This is a genomic window from Saccharothrix texasensis, from assembly GCF_003752005.1.
Classification (GTDB): Bacteria; Actinomycetota; Actinomycetes; order Mycobacteriales; family Pseudonocardiaceae; genus Actinosynnema; species Actinosynnema texasense.
Genome location: NZ_RJKM01000001.1, coordinates 7,500,290 through 7,523,063, shown reverse-complemented (window position 1 = coordinate 7,523,063; position 22,774 = coordinate 7,500,290). Strand labels below are relative to the sequence as shown.

At 72.7% G+C, this 22,774-nt stretch carries 21 protein-coding genes and 1 pseudogene; 6 read left to right on the top strand and 16 right to left on the bottom strand.

Annotation, left to right across the window (positions count from 1 at the left end; genetic code table 11):
• Positions 1-93: 93 nt before the first annotated feature.
• Positions 94-345, bottom strand: a complete 252-nt coding sequence (locus EDD40_RS33825; RefSeq protein ID WP_123748486.1) for a hypothetical protein — start codon at positions 343-345, stop codon at positions 94-96.
• A gap of 102 nt (positions 346-447) precedes the next feature.
• Positions 448-789: pseudogene (locus EDD40_RS43875) on the bottom strand (transposase); the annotation flags it as partial.
• Positions 790-1,206: 417 nt separating this feature from the next.
• Here EDD40_RS43875 and EDD40_RS33815 point away from each other — a divergent pair.
• The 4 genes from EDD40_RS33815 to EDD40_RS33800 all read left to right on the top strand — a co-directional run bounded on the left by EDD40_RS33815 (position 1,207) and on the right by EDD40_RS33800 (position 5,188).
• Positions 1,207-2,052 carry a metallophosphoesterase family protein gene (locus EDD40_RS33815; protein WP_123746520.1) on the top strand — a complete coding sequence of 282 codons (846 nt, stop codon included), beginning with the start codon at positions 1,207-1,209 and terminating at the stop codon, positions 2,050-2,052.
• Positions 2,049-2,708, top strand: coding sequence for a 4'-phosphopantetheinyl transferase family protein (locus EDD40_RS33810; RefSeq protein WP_123746519.1), 660 nt, complete (start codon positions 2,049-2,051; stop codon positions 2,706-2,708). The genes EDD40_RS33815 and EDD40_RS33810 overlap by 4 nt, the downstream gene beginning before the upstream one ends.
• A gap of 24 nt (positions 2,709-2,732) precedes the next feature.
• The gene (locus EDD40_RS33805) at positions 2,733-4,211 is read left to right on the top strand and encodes a glutamate-cysteine ligase family protein (protein WP_123746518.1); all 1,479 of its coding nucleotides are present in this window, start codon (positions 2,733-2,735) and stop codon (positions 4,209-4,211) included.
• 104 nt (positions 4,212-4,315) lie between these two features.
• The gene (locus tag EDD40_RS33800; RefSeq protein ID WP_123746517.1) at positions 4,316-5,188 is read left to right on the top strand and encodes an effector-associated domain 2-containing protein; all 873 of its coding nucleotides are present in this window, start codon (positions 4,316-4,318) and stop codon (positions 5,186-5,188) included.
• Positions 5,189-5,200: 12 nt separating this feature from the next.
• Here EDD40_RS33800 and EDD40_RS33795 read toward each other — a convergent pair whose 3' ends face one another.
• The 5 genes from EDD40_RS33795 to EDD40_RS33775 form a co-directional block, all read right to left on the bottom strand.
• A complete protein-coding gene (locus tag EDD40_RS33795; protein ID WP_170185282.1) occupies positions 5,201-6,445 on the bottom strand; it encodes a tetratricopeptide repeat protein in 1,245 nt (414 codons plus the stop codon).
• 210 nt (positions 6,446-6,655) lie between these two features.
• A complete protein-coding gene (locus tag EDD40_RS44650; protein ID WP_211348287.1) occupies positions 6,656-8,086 on the bottom strand; it encodes a cellulase family glycosylhydrolase in 1,431 nt (476 codons plus the stop codon).
• 154 nt (positions 8,087-8,240) lie between these two features.
• Positions 8,241-8,633 (bottom strand): hypothetical protein, encoded by a 393-nt coding sequence (locus tag EDD40_RS33785; RefSeq protein WP_148088981.1) that lies wholly within the window; start codon positions 8,631-8,633, stop codon positions 8,241-8,243.
• A gap of 37 nt (positions 8,634-8,670) precedes the next feature.
• Complete coding sequence (locus EDD40_RS33780; RefSeq protein ID WP_123746514.1) at positions 8,671-9,078, bottom strand: hypothetical protein; 408 nt, start codon at positions 9,076-9,078, stop codon at positions 8,671-8,673.
• A 4-nt stretch (positions 9,079-9,082) separates the two neighbouring features.
• Positions 9,083-9,631 (bottom strand): TetR/AcrR family transcriptional regulator, encoded by a 549-nt coding sequence (locus EDD40_RS33775; protein ID WP_123746513.1) that lies wholly within the window; start codon positions 9,629-9,631, stop codon positions 9,083-9,085.
• A gap of 44 nt (positions 9,632-9,675) precedes the next feature.
• On the opposite strand from EDD40_RS33775, the gene EDD40_RS33770 reads away from it, so the two are divergent.
• Entirely contained in the window at positions 9,676-11,283 is a 1,608-nt protein-coding gene (locus EDD40_RS33770; RefSeq protein WP_123746512.1) for an AMP-dependent synthetase/ligase, read from the top strand.
• On the opposite strand, the gene EDD40_RS33765 is transcribed toward EDD40_RS33770, so the two are convergent.
• The 8 genes from EDD40_RS33765 to EDD40_RS33725 form a co-directional block, all read right to left on the bottom strand.
• The gene (locus EDD40_RS33765) at positions 11,250-12,032 is read right to left on the bottom strand and encodes a DUF998 domain-containing protein (protein ID WP_246038005.1); all 783 of its coding nucleotides are present in this window, start codon (positions 12,030-12,032) and stop codon (positions 11,250-11,252) included. The genes EDD40_RS33770 and EDD40_RS33765 overlap by 34 nt on opposite strands.
• 490 nt (positions 12,033-12,522) lie before the next feature.
• On the bottom strand, positions 12,523-13,509 hold the full coding sequence (locus EDD40_RS33755) for a LacI family DNA-binding transcriptional regulator (protein ID WP_201436477.1): 987 nt from the start codon (positions 13,507-13,509) through the stop codon (positions 12,523-12,525).
• 55 nt (positions 13,510-13,564) lie between these two features.
• The gene (locus EDD40_RS33750) at positions 13,565-15,277 is read right to left on the bottom strand and encodes a discoidin domain-containing protein (protein WP_123748483.1); all 1,713 of its coding nucleotides are present in this window, start codon (positions 15,275-15,277) and stop codon (positions 13,565-13,567) included.
• Positions 15,274-16,536, bottom strand: a complete 1,263-nt coding sequence (locus EDD40_RS44645) for a DUF1996 domain-containing protein (RefSeq protein ID WP_123746509.1) — start codon at positions 16,534-16,536, stop codon at positions 15,274-15,276. Before EDD40_RS44645 ends, EDD40_RS33750 begins: the two co-directional genes overlap by 4 nt.
• A 231-nt stretch (positions 16,537-16,767) precedes the next feature.
• Complete coding sequence (gene idi, locus EDD40_RS33740; protein ID WP_123748482.1) at positions 16,768-17,343, bottom strand: isopentenyl-diphosphate Delta-isomerase; 576 nt, start codon at positions 17,341-17,343, stop codon at positions 16,768-16,770.
• Between the two features lie 25 nt (positions 17,344-17,368).
• Entirely contained in the window at positions 17,369-18,721 is a 1,353-nt protein-coding gene (locus EDD40_RS33735) for a class I adenylate-forming enzyme family protein (RefSeq protein ID WP_123746508.1), read from the bottom strand.
• A 6-nt stretch (positions 18,722-18,727) separates the two neighbouring features.
• Positions 18,728-19,801 carry a 3-dehydroquinate synthase II family protein gene (locus EDD40_RS33730; protein WP_123746507.1) on the bottom strand — a complete coding sequence of 358 codons (1,074 nt, stop codon included), beginning with the start codon at positions 19,799-19,801 and terminating at the stop codon, positions 18,728-18,730.
• A gap of 85 nt (positions 19,802-19,886) precedes the next feature.
• A complete protein-coding gene (locus tag EDD40_RS33725) occupies positions 19,887-20,684 on the bottom strand; it encodes a 2-amino-3,7-dideoxy-D-threo-hept-6-ulosonate synthase (RefSeq protein WP_123746506.1) in 798 nt (265 codons plus the stop codon).
• Positions 20,685-20,896: 212 nt separating this feature from the next.
• Between EDD40_RS33725 and EDD40_RS33720 the strand changes: the two genes are divergently transcribed.
• Positions 20,897-21,853, top strand: a complete 957-nt coding sequence (locus tag EDD40_RS33720; RefSeq protein ID WP_236595220.1) for a LysR family transcriptional regulator — start codon at positions 20,897-20,899, stop codon at positions 21,851-21,853.
• A gap of 140 nt (positions 21,854-21,993) precedes the next feature.
• Here EDD40_RS33720 and EDD40_RS33715 read toward each other — a convergent pair whose 3' ends face one another.
• On the bottom strand, positions 21,994-22,704 hold the full coding sequence (locus EDD40_RS33715; RefSeq protein ID WP_123746504.1) for an AfsR/SARP family transcriptional regulator: 711 nt from the start codon (positions 22,702-22,704) through the stop codon (positions 21,994-21,996).
• Positions 22,705-22,774: the final 70 nt, after the last annotated feature.

Below are 22,774 nucleotides of genomic sequence, written 5' to 3'. Positions count from 1 at the left end.
GCGAGCCCGGCGGCGCGGTTGAGCGAGCTGCTCGCCCAGGACCCGGCGGCCCGAGCCGGTGAGGCGGTGGGGCCGGGGCCGGGGGCGGGCCGGTCAGGCCGCGTAGACCGCCAGGCCGAGGGCCGCGGCGCCGGCGGCGGTCAGGCGGGCGGCCGCGAGGTCACCCGGCGCGACCGGGCTCGCCGCCTCGATCAGGCCGGCGTGCACGAGCGCGCGGGCCGTCGTCGGGTCGCAGAACGGCAGACCGTCCACCCGCACGTCGGGTTCGGCGCTGCGGGTCAGCTCGACCCGGTTCGCGACGGTCGCCTTCAGCAGCGCGACCTCGCGTCCGGACAACTCGGTCATCGGGAACACCTCCATCGGGACGAACGGCGCGGCGGGCGCCCCGGTTCGCAGTCGGGACGCCCGCGTTGCCACCGTCGGTCCCCGTTCGGCTCAGCCCACGGCGCGCGCGCCGCGTCGTTCCGCCGCTTCCAGCACCAGCCGCAGCCACTCGGCGTCGCCCGCCGCGCCGTCCATCGCCGCCCGGCGCAGCCGCAGCCACAACCCGGCCTCGCTCCACTCCTGGAACCGGCGGTGCACGGTCGGCACGGTCACGCCGAACGTCGGCGGCAGGTGCCGCCAGGCGCAACCGCTGGTCAGGACGAACACGATCGCGGTGAAGATGGCGCGGTCCGACACCCGGCCCCGGCCGCCGCCCTGGCGGCGCACCTTCGCGGGTGGCAGCAGCGGCTCCACCACCGCCCACAGCGACGGCGGCACCAGGCGCACGGCCAGTTGCTCGATCACGTCGGCGTGCGGCGGTCGTGGCGGCGCTTCCGGGGCCCGGCGCACCCACGGCTCCTGCCGCTGGGCGTCACCGCGCTGGCGGGCGCGCAGCAACATGGCCAGGGCGGCGTCGTCCGTGCGCCTGGGGGCGACCGCGGGGTGCGTGTGCTGTTGCACCTGGCGGGCGATCTCCGCGCCCACCGTTCGACCGAACGGCTGCGCTGGTCTTGCGTAGTTGGTCATCAGGTCCTCCGCCCAGGACGTCGTGATGCCCATCACGCTAGGAACACCGACGCCCCCTGGTAAGGGAACGCGCGACGAACGGGAGTGGTCCAGCGTCACGCGGCCACCATCACACCGCCGAGCGGCCACACAGGAGCGACGAGCGGATGAGCGGTCACTCCCCGATACTCGCTGCGCACGGATACGCTCGAAGGTGTGAGCACTGCGCCGCGACTCCTCGCCACCAGCGACCTGCACGTGACGTACCAGCAGAACCGCCAGTTCGTCGACGCCATCCGACCGCACTCGCCCGACGACTGGCTGATCGTGGCGGGTGACGTGGCGGAGAAGTTCGACGACGTCGAGTGGGCGCTGGGCGTGCTGCGCGGCCGGTTCGCCAAGGTGGTGTGGTCGCCGGGCAACCACGAGCTGTGGACCACGAAGGACGACCCGGCGCAGGCCCGCGGCGAGGTGCGCTACAAGCAGCTCGTCGAGCTGTGCCGCGGCATCGACGTGCTCACCCCCGAGGACGAGTACGCGGTGTTCGAGGGCGCGGGCGGCCCGGTGGCGGTGGCGCCGCTGTTCACGCTCTACGACTACACGTTCCGCCCGGCGGGCACGATCGACAAGGCGTCCGCGCTGGCCGTCGCGCAGGAGGCCGGTGTCATCTGCACCGACGAGTACTTCCTGCACCCGGACCCGTACCCGAGCCGCGAGGCGTGGTGCGCGGCGCGGATCGAGGAGAGCGAGCGCCGGTTGCGCGCTGTGGACAGCTCGTTGCGCACCGTGCTGATCAACCACTGGCCCCTCGTGCGCGATCCCACGTTCGTGCTGCGGTACCCCGAATTCGCCTTGTGGTGCGGCACCGAGCGGACCGCGGACTGGCACCTGAGGTTCCGCGCGGCGGTGATGGTCTACGGGCACCTGCACATCCCGCGCACGATCCGCAAGGACGGCGTCCGCTTCGACGAGGTGTCGCTCGGCTACCCGCGGGAGTGGCAGCCGCGCGGCTGGACCGCCGCCCCGCTGCTGGACGTGCTGCGCGAAGGGGACGCACGGTGATCACGGACCTGCTCACGCCGCCGGTGTCGGCGTTCGACGCGTTCGACGACCCCGACGGGGTGGTGTTGTTCCCCCAGGAGGCGGAACACGTCGCCCGGGCGGTGGAGAAGAGGCGCAAGGAGTTCGCCACGGGCCGGCACTGCGCGCGCACGGCGTTGGCCGGTCTCGGGTTCCCGCCCGCGCCGCTGCTGCCCGGCCCGAACCGCGAGCCGACGTGGCCCGAGGGCGTCGTCGGCAGCATCACGCACTGCAAGGGCTACCGGGCGGCGGCCGTCGGCCGGGTGTCCGAGGTGTGGACGATCGGGATCGACGCCGAGCCGAACGAACCGACCCCGGACGGCGTGCTGGAGGCCGTCGCGGTGCCCGGCGAGCTCGCCCGGATGGGTGATCTGCGGGCGTCGAGCGACAAGGTGGCGTGGGACCGGCTGCTGTTCAGCGCCAAGGAGACGGTCTACAAGGCGTGGTTCCCGCTGGCGCGGAAGTGGCTGGGGTTCGAGGATGCCGAGGTGACCCTCAACCCGGACGACGGCACGTTCACCGCCCGCATCCTCATCGAGCCCCCGGTGGTGGACGGCGTCGCGCTCGACGGCTTCACCGGGCGCTGGCTGGCGCGGGAGGGGTTTGTGGTGACCGCGATCGCGGTACCCGCGCGCTGATCGAGGTGTGCGGAAGGCGGCGGTATGGGCGACGACGTCGGGCGACAGCAGTTCACCCGCGATGACCGGACGCGGTACCGCACGAAGGTGCGTCGCTGCCTGGACGTGTTCGCCCGGATGCTGGGCGAGTCCAGGTTCGAGTTCGACCGGCCGACGACCGGGTTGGAGATCGAGCTCAACCTGGTCGACGACGCGGGCGACCCGGCGATGCGCAACGCCGAGGCGCTGGAGGCCATCGCCGACCCGGACTTCGTGACCGAGCTGGGCCAGTGGAACCTGGAGATCAACGTCGCGCCGCGGCTGCTGACCGGCGGCGGGATCACGGCGTTCGAGGACGTCGTGCGGACGTCGTTGAACGAGGCCGAGCACAAGGCGCGGGGCGTCGACGCGCACATGGTGATGATCGGAATCCTGCCGACGTTGCAGCCGAAGCACCTGGCGGTGGACGCGCTGTCGGGCAACCCGCGGTACGCGCTGCTCAACGAGCAGGTGCTGGCCGCGCGGGGCGAGGACCTCCAGATCGGGATCAGCGGTGTCGAGCGGTTGCAGCTCACCGCGGACTCGATCGTGCCGGAGGCCGCCTGCACCAGCACCCAGTTCCACCTCCAGGTGTCGCCGGAGGACTTCGCGGCCTACTGGAACGCGGCGCAGGCCATCGCGGGCGTGCAGGTCGCGATCGGCGCCAACTCGCCGTTCCTGCTGGGCAAGGAGCTGTGGCGGGAGACGCGGATCGCGTTGTTCCAGCAGGCCACGGACACGCGCAGCGACGAGCTGAAGGAGCAGGGCGTCCGGCCGCGGGTGTGGTTCGGGGAGCGGTGGATCACGTCGATCTTCGACCTGTTCGAGGAGAACGTGCGGTACTTCCCGGCGTTGCTGCCGATCTGCGACGAGGAGGACCCGTTGCAGGTGCTGGAGCGGGGCGACACGCCCTCGTTGGCGGAGCTGCGGCTGCACAACGGCACGATCTACCGGTGGAACCGGCCGGTGTACGACGTGGTGCGCGACCAGCCGCACCTGCGGGTGGAGAACCGCACGTTGCCGTCCGGGCCGACGGTGGTCGACATGCTGGCGAACGGCGCCTTCTACTACGGCCTGGTGCGCGTGCTGGCCGAGGAGGAGCGGCCGCTGTGGTCGCAGATGTCGTTCAGCGCGGCGGAGGAGAACTTCACGTCGGGCGCGCGGATGGGCATCGACGCGCAGGTGTACTGGCCGGGGCTCGGCACCGTGCCGGTGGCGGAGCTGGTGCTGCGCCGGCTGCTGCCGATGGCGCACGAGGGCCTGGTGCGGATGAAGGTGGACCCGGCGGAACGGGACCGGCTGCTCGGCGTGATCGAGCAGCGGTGCCTGACCGGCGTGAACGGGGCGACGTGGCAGGCGCGCGCGTTCCACCGGCACTACGACCACACGGCGCTGGACCGGCCCGAGGCCCTGCGGCGGATGCTGCGCACCTACCGGGACCTGATGCACACCAACGAACCGGTCCACAGCTGGCCGGTCTCCTGACCCGGTTCCCCGACCCGGGCCGCTAACCTGGACGTGGTCCCCCTCGCGGGGTGTTCCGGCGAAGCGTTGGCGGCACGGGGTTCGGCGGCCGAGGTCTGGTGGACATGGATTCGCACAACGAGGTGTCCGGGCCGGTCCGCGGCCCGGTCGTGCAGGCGGGTGTCATCACCGGAGGCGTGCACCTGCACCTGCCGGGCGACGCGGGTCGGCAGGCGGAGGTCGACCGCGCCCGGCGGCACGTGGCCGAGGGCGACCACCTGGCGAGCCGCTTCACCGGGCTCACGGCGTTCCTGCACCGCCGCCTGCTGCGGGCGCAGGAGGACACCGTCCGGCTGACGTGGGAACGCGACCACCGCCCCGACGACGGCCACCGCCGCGAGGAAGCCGTCGGACGTGCCCGTGACGCGGAACGCCGGACGGCACGACAGCTGGACCGCGCCGCGGCGGCACGGCTGACCGCGCTGCGCCTGGCCCTGGCGGCCCGGGACGGCCTGCGGCAGGTGGACCCCGGAGCGGACGACGTCCCCGCGCCGCCGGCGGACCCGCCGCCGGACTCCGACCTGGACCCGGATGGCGTCGACCGGTGGCTGGAGCAGGGCACCGGCGGGGTGGAGCGGCTGGCGCGAGCGCTCGGCGAGCCGCTACCCGGGAAGGGCGCTCCCGCCGACGTGGACACGCGCCCCGGCGACCTCCTGGGACCGCTGGTGGACGCGCTGGCCGCCGTGCCCCTGCTCGCCAACACGGCCAACCGCACCCTGGTCGTCCAGCTGCTCGGTCAGCGCTCGGGCGTCGCGCTGTCCGTCCCGGAGAGCCCCCACCCGCGGGTCCACGTGTCGTCGATCGTGCTGGCCTGCCTCGCCCAAGCCGGCGGGATCGACGACCTGCTCGGGGTCCTGGAGATCCTCGAACCTGGCACCTTGCCGCTCGCCGAGGTCCGCCTGGTCGTGGCGCGGTGGCGGCGCGCCACCTCCGCCTGAGGCCCGGCGCGGTCAGCCGGACGAGTCGTCGACCAGCGCCTCCATCGCGTCGGCCTGGCGCGCCGCGATGGCGCGGCGCCACCACAGGTCGCCCTCCGGGCGGCCCTTGTGCAGGGCGGACAGGCTGAGCATCGCGTCCGGGTGGCCCGCCTCGGCGGCGCGGGTGAACCAGGTCGCGGGCTGGTCCGCCACCGGCTCGACCCGGCGACCCGGCCGGTGGGCGGCGGCACGCCTGGCGGCGGCGCCCCAGCGGGTCAGCAGCATCCCCAGCTCGTGCATCGCCTGGGCGTCGCCCACGCCCGCCGCGCGGCGCAGGCAGCGCTCGGCCCGGTCGACGTCGTCCTGCCGCCGGGCCAGGACGCCGAGGACGACGAGCACGCGGGTCGCCGCGTCGCGTTCCCGCCGGTCCAGCGCGGTGGCGCCCAGCGGCGGCAGCGCGGACCACAGGTCGTGGTCCACCTCGACCCCGGCCGAGGTCGCCGCCCGCGCCAACCAGTCCTCGGCCTCACCGACCTCGCCCCGGTGCGCCAGCAGCAGCGCGAGGGCGGCCATGGCGGACCTCCGACCGGTCCCGGCCGCCTCCCGGTAGGCCTCCTCGGCCCGGGCCAGGTCGCCCCGGGCCACCAGCACCGAGCCGAGGTGGCCCAGCGCGTCGACGTGACCGGCCGAGGCGGCACGGCGGTGCCACGTCCCGGCCTCGTCGAGGTCACCGCGCTCCGCGAGGACCGAGCCGAGCTCCACCATGAAGAACGGCTCGTCGGTCACCTCCACGGCCCGGCGCAACCACCGCTCCGCCTCGGCGAGCTCTCCCCCGGCCCGCAGCCGCGTGCCGAGCACCGCGAGGGCCCGGGGGTCGCCCGACTCGGCGGCGCGGCGGTACCACTCGTCGTCGGCCCGTCCGGTCGACGACATCAGGTCGGCCACCGCGGTCATGGCCTCCTGGTCGCCGTGGTCGGCGGCTTCCCGGTACCAGCGCTCGGCGTCGTCGAGCCGGCCGTCCCGCCGCGCGATCCGCGCCAGGCCGTGCATGGCGACCGTGTCGCCCTCGGCCGCGGCACGCGCGTACCAGCGCGAGGCTTCGGCGACGGCGCCGCGTTCCTCGCAGAGCAACCCCACCAGGTTCATGCCGTCCACGTCACCGCGGTCGGCGGCGGCGCGGTACCAGACCTCCGCCGCCGCGACGTCACCGCGGCGTGCCGCGGCCACCCCCAAGCCGACCACGGCCGCCGTGTCACCGCTGTCCACCTTCTTGCGCACGTGTCCCCCTGCGTCTCGCCCCACCTCGATGCTGCCGCAAGGCCGGGCCCCACGCACTCACGGCGTCGAAGATCCCCCGATCGCCGGGGTGAGGACGACGTCGCGTGCCGTGGTCGTTGGGGCGCAGGGGACTGCTTCCCGTCGTCGGCGGCACCGCGGACCGCGGTCGCGGTGGCGCGGCGCCGCCGACGGGAGGTCGGCGGGGACCGGTCAGCTCGTCGGGAAGTTGTCCGGCGTCCTCATCCGGTCGCGGATCCAGACGCCGGCGGGCTTGAGCACGCCCGTGCCGGCGAAGGTGGACCCGGCGCACGTGCCCTCCTTGAACACCGCGCCCGAGCGGAAGTCGTCGGAGAAGTTCCAGTTCGTCCAGCCGATCTTGTTCGCGGCCAGGAAGTCCAGGTACTTCTGGCTGTACGCGAAGTCGTTGGCGCCGTCACCGGTGTAGGTCTGGGTGCCGAACTCGGTCACGAAGATCGGCAGCCGCGACGCCGCCCGCTGCAACGCGGCGAAGTACTCGTCCTGGTGCGACGCCGCGTAGAAGTGGAACGTGTACATGAAGTTCGTGGCGTTGACGGGGTTGTCGACGATGTCCTGCTCGCTGCGGCCGTCGGAGATGCCGAGCGAGCCCCACCCGTGCGTGCCGACGAACACCACGCCGTCCGGGTCCTGCGCCCGGATCACCGGGATCATCTGCTCGGCGTAGGACTTGATCCCCGCCCACGAGACGTTGTTCGGCTCGTTCGCGATGTCGTAGATGATGTTGGTCTTGTCCCGGTGCCGCTGCGCGACCTCGGTGAAGAACGTGCGCGCCAGGGCGATGTTGGCGTTCGGGTCGCCGGGGTCGAGCTGGTGCCAGTCGACCAGCGCGTACATGCCGCGCCGGGTCGCCTCCTCGATGTAGCCGTGCACCAGGTCGGTGAACTTGCGCGGGTTCGTCTCGTACCCGTCCTCCTGCACGTACATCGAGATCCGCAGGACGTCGGCGCCCCAGTCGGTCGCCAGCGCGTCCAGCGAGGCGGTCTTGACGCACTGCGAGTACCACTGGATGCCGTGCGTGCTCATGCCGCGCAACTGGATCGGCTTCCCGTACTGGTTGCACAGCTTCACGCCGCACACCCGCAACTGCCCGTTGACGTCCGCGGGCCGGCCGGCGGACGTCGTGCCGGTGTCGACGGTGAGCCGGTCGAGGTTCGGGCCGCCGTTGGCCGTGGTCGCCGTGACGCGCACGCGGTTCGCGCCGGCGGCCAGGGACGCGGTCGCCGACCCGGTGCCCCACGTGGACCAGGCGCCGGTGCCGGGGAACGCCACGCCCACGCCGGCCGAGCCGTTGACCGTGACGCTCACCGGCCGGTTGGTGGTGGTGCCGTTGGCGTAGCGGAAGGACAGCGTCGCGGGTCCGGCGGTCGCGGCGGTCACGGTGAACTCGACGTACGCGCCGGAGGCGTTGTCGTAGTTGACGAACCCGCCGCCGGTGTAGCCCGCGTGGTTGGACTCGACCAGGCCGCCGGAGATCGTCGCGCTCTCCGCCTGGTGCTCGGTGACGGCCGCCGCGACGACGTCGTCCGCCGAGGCCGTCGGCACGGACAGGACCGCCGCGACCAGCGGCGTCAGGAGGGTCAGTACGGGCCATCGGGGTGCCACAGGGCGCCTCCCACGGTTCAGGGGTGAGGTGGAACACGGTGGCGGCGGTTCAGTTAGGAAACTTTCCTATCTGTTGGGTGGATCACAGCACCCCGGGACGCCCGCTGTCAACGGTCCGGGCGACCGCGCGGGGCGAGGGATCGGGCGGGGGGTGTCAGGAGACCTGGGCGGAGGCCCGGCGGGCGCGCAGGTGGGTGCTCGCGCTCCACGCCGAGACCAGGCCGGGCAGCAGCACGTGCCACGGCAGGCGGGCCAGCACGTCGAGGCGCACGGTCAGCACGATCCGACCGGACGCGCCGCCGTCCAGCCACAACACCCGCAGCGGCACGTCACCCGACACGTCCTCGACGGCGGCGAGCGCCACCAGGCACGAGGGCAGCGACACGCGGTGGACGCACGACTCGGCGGTGAAGCCGTCGGCGCGCAGCACCTCGTGCCGCACGAACAGGGACCGCACGGCGGCGACCAGGCGTCGTTCGCCCACCCCCGCGCGGACCTGGACGGTCATGGACTCGTACCCGGCGGTCGCGACAGGCCGTGTGGACACTCAGCGCCTTCCCTAGTGAGGTCAGCCTAAGTTAGCACTAGTAGTCGTCGCCGCCGAAGAACGTTTCCTCCAGCCGGTCCGCCGTGCCCGCGAGCAGCGCCAGCGGCTCGGTGAACTCGTGGATGTCGAGGTCCGACAACGGCAACGAGTGCCGCAGCACCACGTGGTCGCCCATGATCGCCGCGCCGCACGCGATGGTCGAGTTGCCGACCTCGGCGAGGAACGCGTGCAGGTCGACCCTCGCCGCCAGCCCGATCGGCGAGGCGATCTGCACCCACTCGTGCAGCTTGTCGAGCACTTCGCGGACCAGGACGACCACCTGGGTCCGCTCGTCGTCCTCGTCGTACTGCTCGAAGTTGAACAGGATCCGGATCTCGTCCTCGTTCTCCGCGATCACGTCATAGGTGTCGTGCACGTATGCGGCGAGGTCGCCCCAAGTGGCCATGCGGTCACCCTACGGGCGCGACCGCCGCCCACACCGCATCACCGACCAGATCCGCCGCCCTGGTCAGGTCGAGCACGCCCATGAGGTGCCGCCGGGCGCACTCGTGCGCGGGTCCCATCACCACGGCGTCCAACGCCCACAACGGGATCTCGCGCAGCTCGCCCGCCGCCATGCGCTGGGCGAACCAGCGCGCGACCGGCTCGAACACCTCCGCTTTCACGGCGGGATCGGCGGTCGCCGGCGCGGCGTAGAGGAACCGGGCCCGGCCGGGGTGCTCGGCGACCCAGCGCAGGTACCGCGCCGCCACCTCCCGCACCACCTCCTCCGGGCCGCCGACCTCCAGCGCGGGCGCCAGCGCCGCCACGCAGTGCGCGAAGCTCTCCCCGTACAGCACGGTGAGCAGCCCCGCCCGGCTGCCGAAGTGGTGGTACACGCTGCCGTTGGACACCCCGGAGCGGGCGGTCAGCGCGCTGATCGTGACCGCGTCCAACCCGCCCTCGTCGACCAGCGCGAGGGCCGCGTCGAGCACTGCCCGCCGACCAGTCGATCTCACGGGGTTAGAGTACCGCTCCAGAGCGCCGCTCCCTGGAGGTCACCGTGGCCCGTTCCATCCCCGATCTGCTGCGCGAACGCGTGCGCGAAACCCCGGACGCCGAGGCGTTGCGCCACCGTGAAGGCGCCGGGTGGACGTCCCTGACCTGGGCCGAGGTCGGCGAGCAGGTGCGCAGGCGGGCGCTGGGCTTCCGCGGGCTCGGCGTGCGCGACGAGGCGCGGGTCGCGATCATGGCGACCACCAGCGTCGACTGGATCCTCACCGACCTGGCCGTGCTCGCGGCGGGCGGCGTGACGACGACCATCTACCCCAGCAGCACGCCGGACGTCGTCGCGCACATCGTCCGCGACTCGGGGAGCGTGCTCGTGGTCGCCGACCCGGAGCTGACGGGCAAGGTCGACGCGAAGGTCGTCACGACGGACTGGGAGCCCGACGAGGCCGAGGGCGACTACGACGCGATGGTCGACGAGCTCACGCCGGACCGGCTGGCCACGCTGATCTACACCTCCGGCACCACGGGCACGCCCAAGGGCGTCGAGCTGACCCACGACAACTGGCTCTACACCGCCGAGGCGATCCGCGAGCTGGGCGTGCTGACGCCCGAGGACCTGCACTTCCTGTGGCTGCCGATGTCCCACGCGTTCGGCAAGGTGCTCCAGGTCGGGATGCTCGCGACCGGCGTGCCCACCGCCGTGGACGGAGACGTGGACCGGATCGCGGCCAACCTGCTCGACCTGCGCCCGACCGTGGTGGCCGCCGCGCCGCGGATCTTCGAGAAGATCCACCAGCGGGTCGTGGCCTCCGTGCGCGAGGCGGGCGGGGTGAAGGCGAAGCTGTTCGACTGGGCGTTGGCCGTGGCCGAGCACCCCGACTGGAAGGTGCGCCGGGCCATCGCCGACAAGCTGGTGTTCAGCAAGCTGCGCGACCGGGTCGGCGGCCGGGTCAAGTACTTCGTGTCCGGCTCCGCGCCGCTGTCGCGGCCGGTCGGCGAGTTCTTCGACCGGGCGGGCATCACGATCCTGGAGGGCTACGGCCTGACCGAGTCGTCGGCGGCGTCGTTCGTGAACCGGCCCGGGGCGAACAAGCTCGGCACGGTCGGCGAGCCGCTGGTCGGCACCGAGGTCCGCATCGCCGACGACGGCGAGGTGCTGATCGGCGGGCGCGGCATCATGCGCGGCTACCGCGGGTTGGCCGAGGAGACCTCAGCGACGTTGCGGGACGGCTGGCTGCACACCGGCGACATCGGCGAGCTGGACGAAGCCGGCCGGTTGCGCATCACCGACCGGAAGAAGGAGCTGATCAAGACCTCGGGCGGCAAGTACGTCGCGCCGCAGGCGGTGGAGGGCCTGGTCAAGGCGGGCAGCCCGTACATCGGCAACGTGCTCGTGCACGGCGACGGCCGCAACTACTGCGTCGCGCTGGTCACCCTCGACGCCGACCTCGCGCCCGGCGACCTCGACGCGGATGCCGAGGTGGGCCGGGCCGTGTCGGCGGCGAACGAGAAGCTGGCGCGGCACGAGACGATCAAGAAGTTCGCCGTGCTGCCGAAAGACTTCTCGGTGGACGACGGCACCCTCACCGCGAGCCTGAAGATGCGGCGCAAGGAGATCGAGGGCCGCTACAAGGACGTGCTGGACGGCCTGTACTCCTGAGCCCCGCCCGGCCGGTCCGGCGTGGCGGGCGGATCCGGTGTGACGAGCGGGTCGGGTGCGGCAGGCGGGTCCGGCGTGGCGGGCCGGTGCGCCACCGCGACGGCCCACACCGCCGCGACCAGCACCGCCACCACCTCGGTCAGCACCAGCAGCCGTTCGACGTACCCGAGCGGGATCACCCGCCACCAGGACGTGCCCACGACCGCGTTCACGCCGATCGCGTACAGGATCGGCGTGAACGCCAGGGCCGACAGCACGCCGAACCGGAACGTCCACCGGGCGTGCGCGCCCCACACCGGGTCGCGGCGCCACGGCCGGGCGAGCAGCACCGCCGCGACCGGCAGCGCGACGAACGCGAGCAGGCTGCCGAAGCGGTGGATGCTGCCGCTCATGCTCGGCCCGATCGCCCAGTTGTTCTTGGGGAAGATCACGACCAGCGTCAACCCGACCGACCACGCGGCGAACGCCACCGAGCCCACCGAGTTCCACTTCGCCACACCGTGCCGCACCAGCACCGCCAGCACCGCCACCGAGCCGGACACCAGCAGCAGGACCGCGGTGTCGAACACCCAGCGCTGCGGCCCGAGCGCGTACTCGCTGATGGTGCGCCGGAGGTGCCGGGTGGATTCGCCCAGCTGGTAGACGTCCATCCCGCCGACCAGGGCGACGGTGAGCAGGACCGCGACAGCGCCCGCGAGGGCGACGAAGCGGGCCGGGGACCGGGTCGGGGCGAGTTCGGCGGGCAGCACAACGGACAGAACGGACGGCGACCGGCGTGTTGTTCCGGGGTTCGGCGATCGACAGCTCACCGACAGCCCGTGACACCTCGCCACCCACCCGAGTCCCGGATCACCCGACCAGGCGAAGAACGCAACCCAGGACAACCTGAACCGCATTACTCACGTTAGCCGGAGAAAACGGCCGGCCCGGCGGCGGGAACGGTCCTGGGCGAGGAACGACCACGAACGAGGAGGGCACCAACAACCGACCAACCCGCAACCACCAACCACCCACCCGCCACCCACCGGACAGCCACCCGCCACCCGCCATCCGACGACCGGACCGCTCGAGCCCGGTGTGCCTGCGCGGTGCGGAGACCTGCCAGTGCCGGTGGTCTGCCAGTGCCGATGGCGCGCGGGTGCCGATGGCGCGCGCAGGTCACGTCCCGGCCGCGAGGCGGGCGGGTTCGGCGTCGGGCGGGTTCGGCGTCGGGCGGGTTCGGCGTCGGGCGGGTTCGGCTCAGCTGGAGCGGCGGACCACGAGGGTCGGTGCGAACACGACGGAGCTGACCGGGCGGTCCGGGCGTTCGACCCGCTCCACCAGCAGGCGGGCCATCTCGGCGGCCATGTCCTCGACCGGCTGGCGCACCGTGGTCAGCGGCGGGTCGCACTCGACGGCCGGGCTGCTGTCGTCGAAGCCCACCACCTTGACGTCCTCCGGCACCCGCCGGCCGCCGTTGCGCAGCACCGGCAGCGCGCCGGTCGCCATCAGGTCCGAGGCGACGAACAGGCCGTCGACGTCCAGGTCGACCAGCCGCCGGGCCGCCGCGGCCCCGCCTTCGCGGGAGAAGTCGCCCTCGACCACCACCGCCTCGGGCAGGCCGTGCCGGGCCACGGCGTCGCGGAAGCCGCGCAGCCGGTCCTGGCCGGCGGGGGTCTCCAGCGGGCCGGTGATGGTGGCCAGACGCCGGCACCCCGACGCGACCAGGTGGTCGGCGGCGAGGGCCGCGCCGGCGGCCTGGTCGACGTCGACGTAGGTGATCGACATCGGTCGGACCGGGCGTGCGGCCAGCACGACCGGCAGGTTGGCCTCGATCAGCTGCCGGGGCAGCGGGTCGGCGCCGTGGGTGTGGATCAGGATCACGCCGTCCAGCCTGTGCTGGCGGATGTCGTCCACCACCTCGCGGTGGTCGCCCGTGGTCAGCACGAGCTGCACGCCGAGCGGCCGGATCACCGGCAGCACGCCGCTGACCACCCGGCCGAAGTACGGGTCGTGCACGGTGCGCCCCTCCTCCGGCAGGACGAGCCCGATGGCTCCGGCCCTGCGGGTGACGAGCGAACGCGCCGCGCGGTTGGGCGTGTACCCGGTCGTGGAGATGGCCTTCTCCACGACTTGGCGCAGCTCACGGTCCACCGTGGCGACCCCGTTGACGACCCGGGACACCGTGGCCCGGGAAACCCCCGCGATCCGCGCGACCTCTTCCAACGTGACTGGTCTGCGGTCCACGTCAGCCTTTATACCGGGAGGTGCGGCCCCGCCGAGGCAGGACCGCACCCACCCGTCACTGGTAGACGCGGACGTAGTCGACCAGCATGCGCTGCGGGAAGACCGTGGTGGCGTCCGGCGGGCCGGGCCAGTCACCGCCCACCGCGTTGTTGAGCAGGATGAAGAACGGCTTGTCGAACACCCACGGACCCCGGGTCGCCTCCACCGTCGCCTTGTCGATGGTGAGGACGGTCACGTTGTCGATGCTGAACACCATGCCCTTGCTGTTCCAGTCGACCCGGAACAGGTGGAACGCGTTGGCGTAGTCCTGGCCGATGTCCCGCACCTGCCCGATCCCGCCGCCGCCGAAGTACGCCGGGCCGTGGATCGTCTGGTACGCGGTGTTCGGTTCGCGGCCCAGGTGCTCCATGATGTCGATCTCGCCGCTGGCGGGCCACGGGGTGCCCTTGAAGATGTCGTTGCCGAGCATCCAGAAGGCGGGCCACAGGCCCTTGGTGCCCGAGACCTTGACGTTGGCCTCGATGCGGCCGTAGGTCCACGACGCCTTGCCCTCGGTGATGAGCCTGGCCGACGTGTACTGGCACGTGCCGCTGCCGCTGACCGGGTCGACCGGGCACGCCGAGCCCGGCGTGACCTCCCGCCTGGCCTCCAGCACCATGTTGCCGGCGCCGTCGGTGAACGCGTTGCGGTTGTCGGTGTAGTACTGGAGTTCCGCGTTCTGGCCGGTGCCGATCTCCGGCCGCCACTTGGCCGCGTCGGGCCGCGTGCCCGCGGGGGTGTTGAACTCGTCGCTCCACACGAGCCGCAGCGGGTTGCCGGGGTCCGGTGCCTGCGCCGGTGGCGGTGTGGGGCTGCCGCCGGTGCCGTAGACCTGGAACTCCCACAGCGAGTAGCCGTACTGGCCACTGCGCTTGGTCAGGTTCACCCGGACGTACCGGCCTGTGCCGGACACGGTGAACGTCTGCTTGAACCCGGTGCCGTTGGTGACGGTGTGGATCGTGGTCCAGCTCGTGTTGTCGGTCGAGGTCTGGATCTGGAACCCGGTGGCGAACGCCGGGTCCCACTGCAGCACGACCTTGCTGACCTGCGCGGTCGCACCCAGGTCGACGGAGATCCAGCCCGGGTCGACCCAGCCGGTGGTGGCGTTGGTGGCCCAGCGGGTGGCCGGGTTGAAGTCCAGCGCCTTGGCGGGGGTGCAGCCCGGGCACGCGCCGTCGTCCTGGAACGACGAGGCGGACGCGGGCTTGTTGTAGGACAGCAGCTGCTCGCCCGGCGGGTTGCCGCCGGTCGTGCCGGTGCGCACGGCGAACTCCCACAGCGACACGCCGTACTGGGTGGCGCGGGCCGTGGTGTAGACCCGGACGTAGCGGCCCGTGCCGGTGAAGGTGATGTTCTGGGTGCCGCCGGCGCCGGTCGTGGTCTGGTGGACGGTCGTCCACGTCGAGCCGTCGGCCGAGACCTGGAGCTGGAACGCCGTGGCGTACGCGGCCTCCCACTGGAGGGTCGCGCCGCACACCTCCCGGCTCGCGCCGAGGTCGACCCGCAGCCACTGCGGGTCGCTGAACGCGCTGGACCAGCGGGTGCCGGCGTTGCCGTCGACCGCCGAGGCGGCCGTGAACGGGCTGCCGGTCTCGACCGACGACGCGGTGGCGGGTGCGTTCAGCGCCGCGTTGGCCGTGCCGCACTCCGCGGCCTGCACCGCGGTGACCGGCATGACGAGCGCGGTGAGCAGGGCGAACGCCGCGCCCAGGCGGATCGGGGTCCTCATGGGCGGCCGTCCGCGCCGCACTTGATGATCGGGTTGATGCAGTCGTGCACCCGGCGGGCGAGTTCCGCCTCCGGCCACGCGTTGAAGAAGTCGCCGTGCATGGTGAAGCCGGGTCCCGAGGCGAGCTTGAACCGCGCCGGGTCGCCGCTCACCGGGTAGCGCAGCACCTGGCGCAGCTTCGGCACCGGCACCGGGTGGGTGGACGGGCAGTCCGCGTTGACCGGGTACGCCATGTGGCTCTTGTGGTCCGCCGAGTCCAGGTCGCGGCCGTTCCAGCACTGCGGGAAGTCCAGGTAGGACTCCAGCATGGTGCCGGACGGGCAGTTCACGAAGTCCTTGGACGCGCCGACGTGGCCCGCGTGCAGGCAGGACCAGCGCGAGATCGTGCTGGCGTCGGGCTGGGTGGCCTTCGCGTTGCCGGCCACGATCCGCAGGCCCAGGGGGAACGGCTGGATGCGCGCGATCACGTCGTCGCGCACGCCTTCGCCCAGGTAGTAGAACGTGGTGCCGGTCGGTTCGACGGGCTGGTTGTCCGCGTACAGGGTGGGGACCCAGTAGGAGGACAGGTCGACGCCCGGGTTGCAGTTGCTCGTGCCGGCCAGCAGTGACTGGACGGTGGAGCGGGCGTTGGTGGTGGTGTTGCCGAAGAAGCTGTGCATGTGCGACGCGCCGGGCAGGTTCGGGGCGACGATCGGGTCGTCCGGCAGGCGGTGGCTGTAGGGGCACTCCGCCAGGAACTCGGCGACCCGCACGATCGGGCCGCTGGAGTTGGTGACGCCGAAGACCTGGAACTCCCACAGCGACACGCCGTACTGGGTGGCGCGGGCGGTGGTGTAGACGCGGACGTACCGCGCGGTGGCCGAGACGTTCAGCGTCTGCACGCCGACGTTGCCGGACGCGGTGGCGATGGTGTTCCAGGCGTTGCCGTCGGCCGAGGTCTGCAGCTGGAAGGAGCGCGCGTAGGCGTTCTCCCAGTTCAGCATGACCTGGCTGATGGCGGTGGACGAGCCGAGGTCGACCCGGAGCCACTGCGGGTCGGCCGCGGCGCTGGACCAGCGGGTGCCGGTGTTGCCGTCGACGGCGGCGGAGGCGGGCGTGCCGCCGTTCTCGGTGGAGGAGGCGGTGACGGGTTTGCCCTGGGACAGCAGGACCGGCGCCGCGGAGGCGGGAGAGGTGACGAAGGTCAGCGCGGACGCGGCCAGGGCCGTGACGGCGAGTGCGGTGACCAGACGACGCCATCGGCGAATGGTGGGGATCACGACTCCCCTTTCGAAGGGCGTTGCGGGGAAGGTTCAGAGAGCGCTCTCACAGCGGAACGTAAGACGGCCTCCTGTATCAGTCAAGGAAAGGAGGCAGTTCCGGTCATCCCGGAACAGCGGCCCAGAGAGCGCTCTCTGGGCTGAGCGTTCAACTCGGGTGTTCCGAACGCAGGACACGCGCGACCGGAACGTTGGACACGCGCGACGTGGAGGTAGGACTCTCGCGGTGGCCTAGGTGCGGGCGGCCGGGGGGAGGGCGGCCGGGGAGGCGGTCGGCCAGGTCAGGGGGTCCGGACCGAAGGCCCACAGCTCGGCGACCTGGAGGGCGCACCACGGCGAGACCGGGCGGGCGCCGGCCAGGACGGCCGGGGCGAACTCGGCCCACGGCGCCCACTCGAACGAGTCGACCTCGTCCGGGTTCGGCTCCGGGTCGCCGGCGACCAGGCCGCGGAACACCGGGCACATCTCGTTCTCGGTGACGCCGTTCTCCATCACCGCCCGGTAGCGGAACGCGGGCAGCACCAGGTCGAGGGTCACGTCGGCGAGGCCGAGCTCGTCGACCAGCCGCCGCGACACGGCCGCGGCCACCGGCTCGTCGGGCGCCGGGTGGCCGCAGCACGAGTTGGTCCACACGCCCGGCCACGTCTTCTTGTGCAGGGCGCGCCTGGTCAGCAGCAGCCGGCCCGCCCCGTCGAACAGGTAGGACGAGAACGCCAGGTGCAGCGGGGTGGACGCGTGGTGCACGGAGGCCTTGTCGGCCACGCCGATCCCGGCACCGGACTCGTCCAGGAGCACTACTTGTTCCACGACGCCCACCCTGCCACACCGGCGATCATCGCGCGTCGGCGAGCGCCCTGGGGTTGCGCACGAGCTTGCCGCCCGCGGTGCGCGGCAGCGCGGGCAGCACGTGCACCCGCTGCGGCTGCTTGAACTCGGCCAGCCGCTCGGCGCACCACGCGGCGACCTCGTCCGGGGTCAGCGCGGCGGACGAGGTCGCGACGTAGGCCTCGATCACCGTGTCGTGCACCGCGATCGCCTCGGTGACCAGCGGGTGCGCGCGCAGCGCGGCCTCGACCTGGGTCAGGTCCACGTTGCTGCCGCGCACGACGACGAGCGAGTCGGCGCGGCCGAGCAGCCGCAGGTTGCCGTCCGCGTCGAACTCGCCGCGGTCACCCGTCCGGAACCACCCGTCCAGGTATCGGGTGGGGTCGCCCTCGTCGAGGTACGGCGACTGGTCCAGCGCGACCTCGACGAGGCCGTCCCGCACCCGGATCGTGGTGTCGGACAGCGGCTTGCCCACGGCCGGCCGGGTCGTGCCCGCCACGTCCACGGTCAGCGCGCCGGTCTCGGTGGTGCCGAAGCACTCGCCGACCGGGAAGCCGTAGGCGGCGGCGAACCGCTCGGCCACGTCGGGCGGCATCAGCTCGCCGCCCGCGAACGCACCGCGCGCGGTGCGCAGCGCCGACGGGTGGGCGGCCGCCGCGAGCAGCGCGAAGTGGAACGGCAAGCCGGTGATGAAGTCGACCTCGTGCCGCGCGGCGGTCCGCAGGACGTCCTCCGCCGTCGGCCGGCCGGCGAACACGAGGTGCACGCCGGTCGCCAGCGCGTGCAGCAGCCCGCCCATCAGGCCGAAGCTGTGGGCGGTGGAGTTGAGCAGCAGCAGCCGCTCGCCGCGGCCCGGCATGCCCTCGGCCGCGCCGAACCGCATCACCTCGCGGATGATCGACTCGGTGCTGCGGCCGACGACCTTGGGCCGGCCGGTGGAGCCGGAGGTGAACTGGACCAGGCGGTGGCGGGTCGCCGCGGGCCGGCCGTCGGGCTTCGGCTCGGTCACCAGCTCGTGGCGCTCGCGGAAGGCGGCGCCGGGCCGGCCGGTGGCCCGCACGACGAACTGCGGCCGGGTCAGCTCGCGCAGCACCTCGACCTCGGCGGGCTTGAGCCGGTGGTCGATGGAGACCACCCGGGCGCCGAGGCTCCACAGGGCCAGCACCACCTCCAGCTGGGTGAAGCTCGGTGGCACGTGCAGCGCGACCGTGCTGCCCTCCCCCACCCCGGAGGCGGCGAACAGGCTCGCCTCGGCGGCGACGGACGCGCGCAACGCGCCGTGGGTCACGGTGTGCTCGTGGCTGAACACCGGCACGTCGTCGCCTTGACGGGACAACAGGTCGGTGACGAACTCGCGCATCTTGGCTCAGGTCTCCTTGCAGAACTCGCCGATGGGGATGCCCACGTGCCGCTGCTCGGTCGCGATGTAGCCGAGCAGCTCGTCACCGCGTTGCAGCTCGGTGACGTTGCGGACCTTCCCGCCGGGGCCGAGCACCCGCACGTGCCAGTCGTCCTGCACGGTGAGGCTCACCTCGACGCCCTCGGGCGAGTGCGCGGTGATGGTCAGGATCGGGCGCGATTCGAGCTTGGCCCGGCCGACGGTGAGCTTGCGGGTGCGGCCCTCGGAGTTGACGGCGAGCACCGTGCTGCCCGAGCGCAGTTCGGACAGGTAGTTGGTGCGGTTGTCCGGTCCGAGCACGTAGGAGTGCAGGGCGCCGGCGTTGACCCGGAACGGCCGGGTCGGCATGTAGGGCAGCGGGTGGGTCTCGCTGCAGCAGAGGATGAAGCCGGAGGAGAACGAGCCGACGAGGATGCCCTCGTCCTCCTGGAAGTGCGAGGCGGTGTCGACGCAGACGCGGTCGCCGAGGCCGTTGTGGGTGATGCCGTCGACGGTGAGGGTGGTGAGGTCGAGGGGCGCGGTGGTCGCTTCGAGCAGCCTGGCCAGCTTGAACACGTCGTTGGCGTCGCGCGGGGCCATCAGCACGCCGTCGGAGCCGTGTTCCAGCACGTCGAGCACGATCGCGGCTTCTTCGAGGTCGGCCACGACGGTGACCAGCTTGCCGGACGCGCCGTCGGCGGCCGCGATGACGATCTCCAGCGGGATCTTCGTCGGGTCGGTGAACGCGACCACCGCGTGTCCGAGCCGCACGGCCGCGGCGCACGCGAGCTTGAGCGTGCGGTCGTCGCGGACCTGCACGAACGCCGCGTCGGTGGTGAGCCGGTCGAGCGCGTCCTGGTCGTCGACGACGACGGTGACCAGGTGCGGGCTGTCGACCGCCGCGTCGGTGACGAGCACGCGGGTGATCGTGGGCGGCAGCGTGTCCAGCAGCGCCGGGTCGTCGGAGACGACGCCGGCGAGGCGGGCGTGCACGGCGGCGTCCACGACGGCTTCGCGGTGCGCTTCGGGGACGGTTCGGAGGTCGATCCAGGCGAACTTCAACGGTTCTCCAAGGGGTGAGAGCCCGATCGGCGTGCGGACGGGCCGCCGCCGGTCGGATGACCGGCGGCGGCCGTTGGCGACAAGCTCATGACGAGGCCACGACGCCCGTCATGGCGCGGACCAGGTCCGCTTCGGTGTCGTCGTGGACGATCGAGGCCAGTTCCGCGACCAGTGACATGGGCGCGGGCGCGGTGAACACGCGGCGGCCGACGGCCAGGCCGGCGCAGCCGACCCCCATCGCGGTGCGGGCGTGGTCGACCACGCTGCCGCCGGTGGCGGGGCCGCCCGCGACGAGGACCGGGATGGGGCAGCTGGCGATCACGTCGGTCATCCGCTGGGTGGGTCGCGCGAGGTTGGTCTTGACGATGTCGGCGCCGAGGTCGACCGCGATGTTGACCACGTGGGCGAGCAGCGCGGGGTCGTCGGGGTCGGTGATGCGCGGGCCGCGCGGGTAGACCATGGCGATCAGCGGCACGTTCCACTCGTCGCACGCCTTGGCGACCACGCCGAAGTCGGCGAGCTGGCGCTCCTCGGTGTCCGATCCGATGTTGACGTGCACGCTCACCGCGTCGGCGCCCAGCCGCAGCGCCTCGTCGACCTCGCCGACGATGACCTTGGCGTTGGTGTCGGCGGCGTGCGCGGTGCCCGCGCTGAGGTGGACGACCAGCGCGCAGCCGGCGAGCACGGCCGGGTCGATGGTCCGCACGCGTCCTTTGTGGACGATGATGGCGTCGGCGCCGCCGACCACGACGGAGTCGATGAGCTCGTGCCACCGGTCGCGCGGCACCACCGGACCGTCCGAGACGCTGTGGTCGAGCGGGACGAAGAGGTACCTGTCGTCGCGCGGACGGGAAAGGCGTCGCAGCCGCAACGCTTTCGTCATGTCGCTCACACCTCCTCGGTGTTCGGTGGCGGCCACCAGCAGGGTGGTCGAACCGGTGAGCGCGGCGGGAGGTGTGAGGTGGCGATAACTCGCCAGTTATGCTCCTGTTGGAGCAACGGGCAGGGGTTCACCGCGGCGCCCGGTCCTCGCCCCGACCGGTCTCCGCGATCGGTGTTCGGTTTGTCTTGTTGCCCTAGGCTGCCGCAGTGAACATGGAGCTCAGGCATCTCCACGTCGTGCTGACCGTGGCGGAAGCGGGCAGCATCAGCCGGGCCGCCTCACTGCTGAAGATCGCGCAGGCCGGGTTGACCGCGCAGTTGCGGCGCATCGAGCGGGGCTTCGGTGGTCCGTTGTTCCTGCGGCGCACCGACGGGGTCGAGCTGACCGAGCTCGGCCGCCACGTCGTGCTGCGGTCCCGTGACCTGGTGGAACGGTTCGACGACCTGCTGGTGACCGCGCGCAAGCTGGCCGCGGAGAGCGACGTCACGGGCATCCGGCTCGGCGGTGTGGCCGGGTCGCTGACGCCGCTGCTGGTCGGCGTGGTGCGCTCGCTGCTGCCGGCGCACCCGCAGACCACGCACCTCGAACGCACCAGCGACGCGGTGCTGGACCTGGTGCGCGCGGGGAAGTTGGACTTGGCGCTGGTCACGGAGTTCCCCCAGAGTCCACTGCGGATTCCCGAACAGGCCGGCTGCCGGACCGTCGTGACGGAACCGATGCTGGTCGGGATCGCGGTCGGGCACCGGTTGTCGGCGCGCAACGAGATTCGGCTGTCCGAACTGGCCGACGAGGAGTGGGCGGTGCCCGACGAGAGCTACGGCGGCGGGAGGCTGAACCTGCACCTGGCGTGCGAGGCGGCCGGGTTCACGCCGCGGTGCGCGCACTTCGGGGTCGACCCGGCGTCGGCGTCGGAGCTGGTGCGCTCGGGGCACACCGTGGCGTGCTTCTTCCCGACCGGCCACGACCTGCCCGGCGTGCTGCTGAAGCCGATCGTGGGCAACCCGGTGCACCGGCGGGTGACGGTGGTGTGGCGGCGGGACTGCGCGGCGGCCGAGTACGTCGACGAGATCCACGCGGCGCTGCTGCGCGCCTACCAGGAGCGGATCTGGGCGCACGGTCCCCGCACGGCGAAGCTCGCCGCCACCGGGTTGACCGTGGCGGCCAGCTGACGTCCCGACCGGCGCCGCCGGCGCGTCGAGGTCCCGGGCCGCGGGCCTGGGTGCCGCCCAGCACTGGTCCGCGGCCCGGAGTCCTCTCGTCGCCGGTCGTCCCGGCCCGGCGAAGGTAGCGGCGTGCGGTAAAGCGCCGCCTAAACGCCCAGCGCATCGCGGTACAGCTCGCGCAGTTGCGGTCCGGGCGGCACGCCGAGCTCGTCGGCCAGGGTGCGGCGGACGTCCTGGAAGACGCGCAGCGCCTCGGTCCTGCGGCCGCACGCCAGCAGCGCCGTCATGAGCTGGTAGCGCAGGTTCTCGGAGAACGGGTGCTCGGCCACCAGCGGGGTCAGCGCCTCCGCCGCCTGGGCGTGCCTGCCCAGTGCCAGGTCGGTGTCGATGGCCGCTTCCAGGGTGGCCAGGTGGTGGGCTTCCAGCGGCGCGCAGAGCCAGGCCCGCAGCGGTTCGGAGGCCGCGCCGGCCAGCGGCGTGCCGCGCCACAGCGCCAGCGCCCGGGTGTAGAGGTCGCGCCGGTGCTCCAGGTCGTCGGTGCGGGCGGCCCGCGCGGTCAGGTCGCGGAACCGCAGGGCGTCCACCTGGTCCGGTTCGGCCCGCAGCACGTACCCGGCGTCCTGGTGCGTCACCGGCACGCCCGCGCCGCGCAGCGCGGAGACGTGCACCTGGAGGGACTTGCGGGCGCGTGGCGGCAGGTCGTCGCCCCACACCAGGTCGAGCAGCCGGTCCACCGGCACCGGTCTGCCGCAGTGCGCCGCGAGCACGGCCAGGACCTGGCTCGGCTTGCGCCGCAGCGGACCCGGCTGCGCGCCGTCCCGCCGGACCTCGACCGGGCCCAGGATCCGGAACTCCACCCCGACCCCCGGTCGCGTTGAAGGTTCACCAGCAGAGACGCGACTGTGACGACAATGCCCGTTGCGCGGT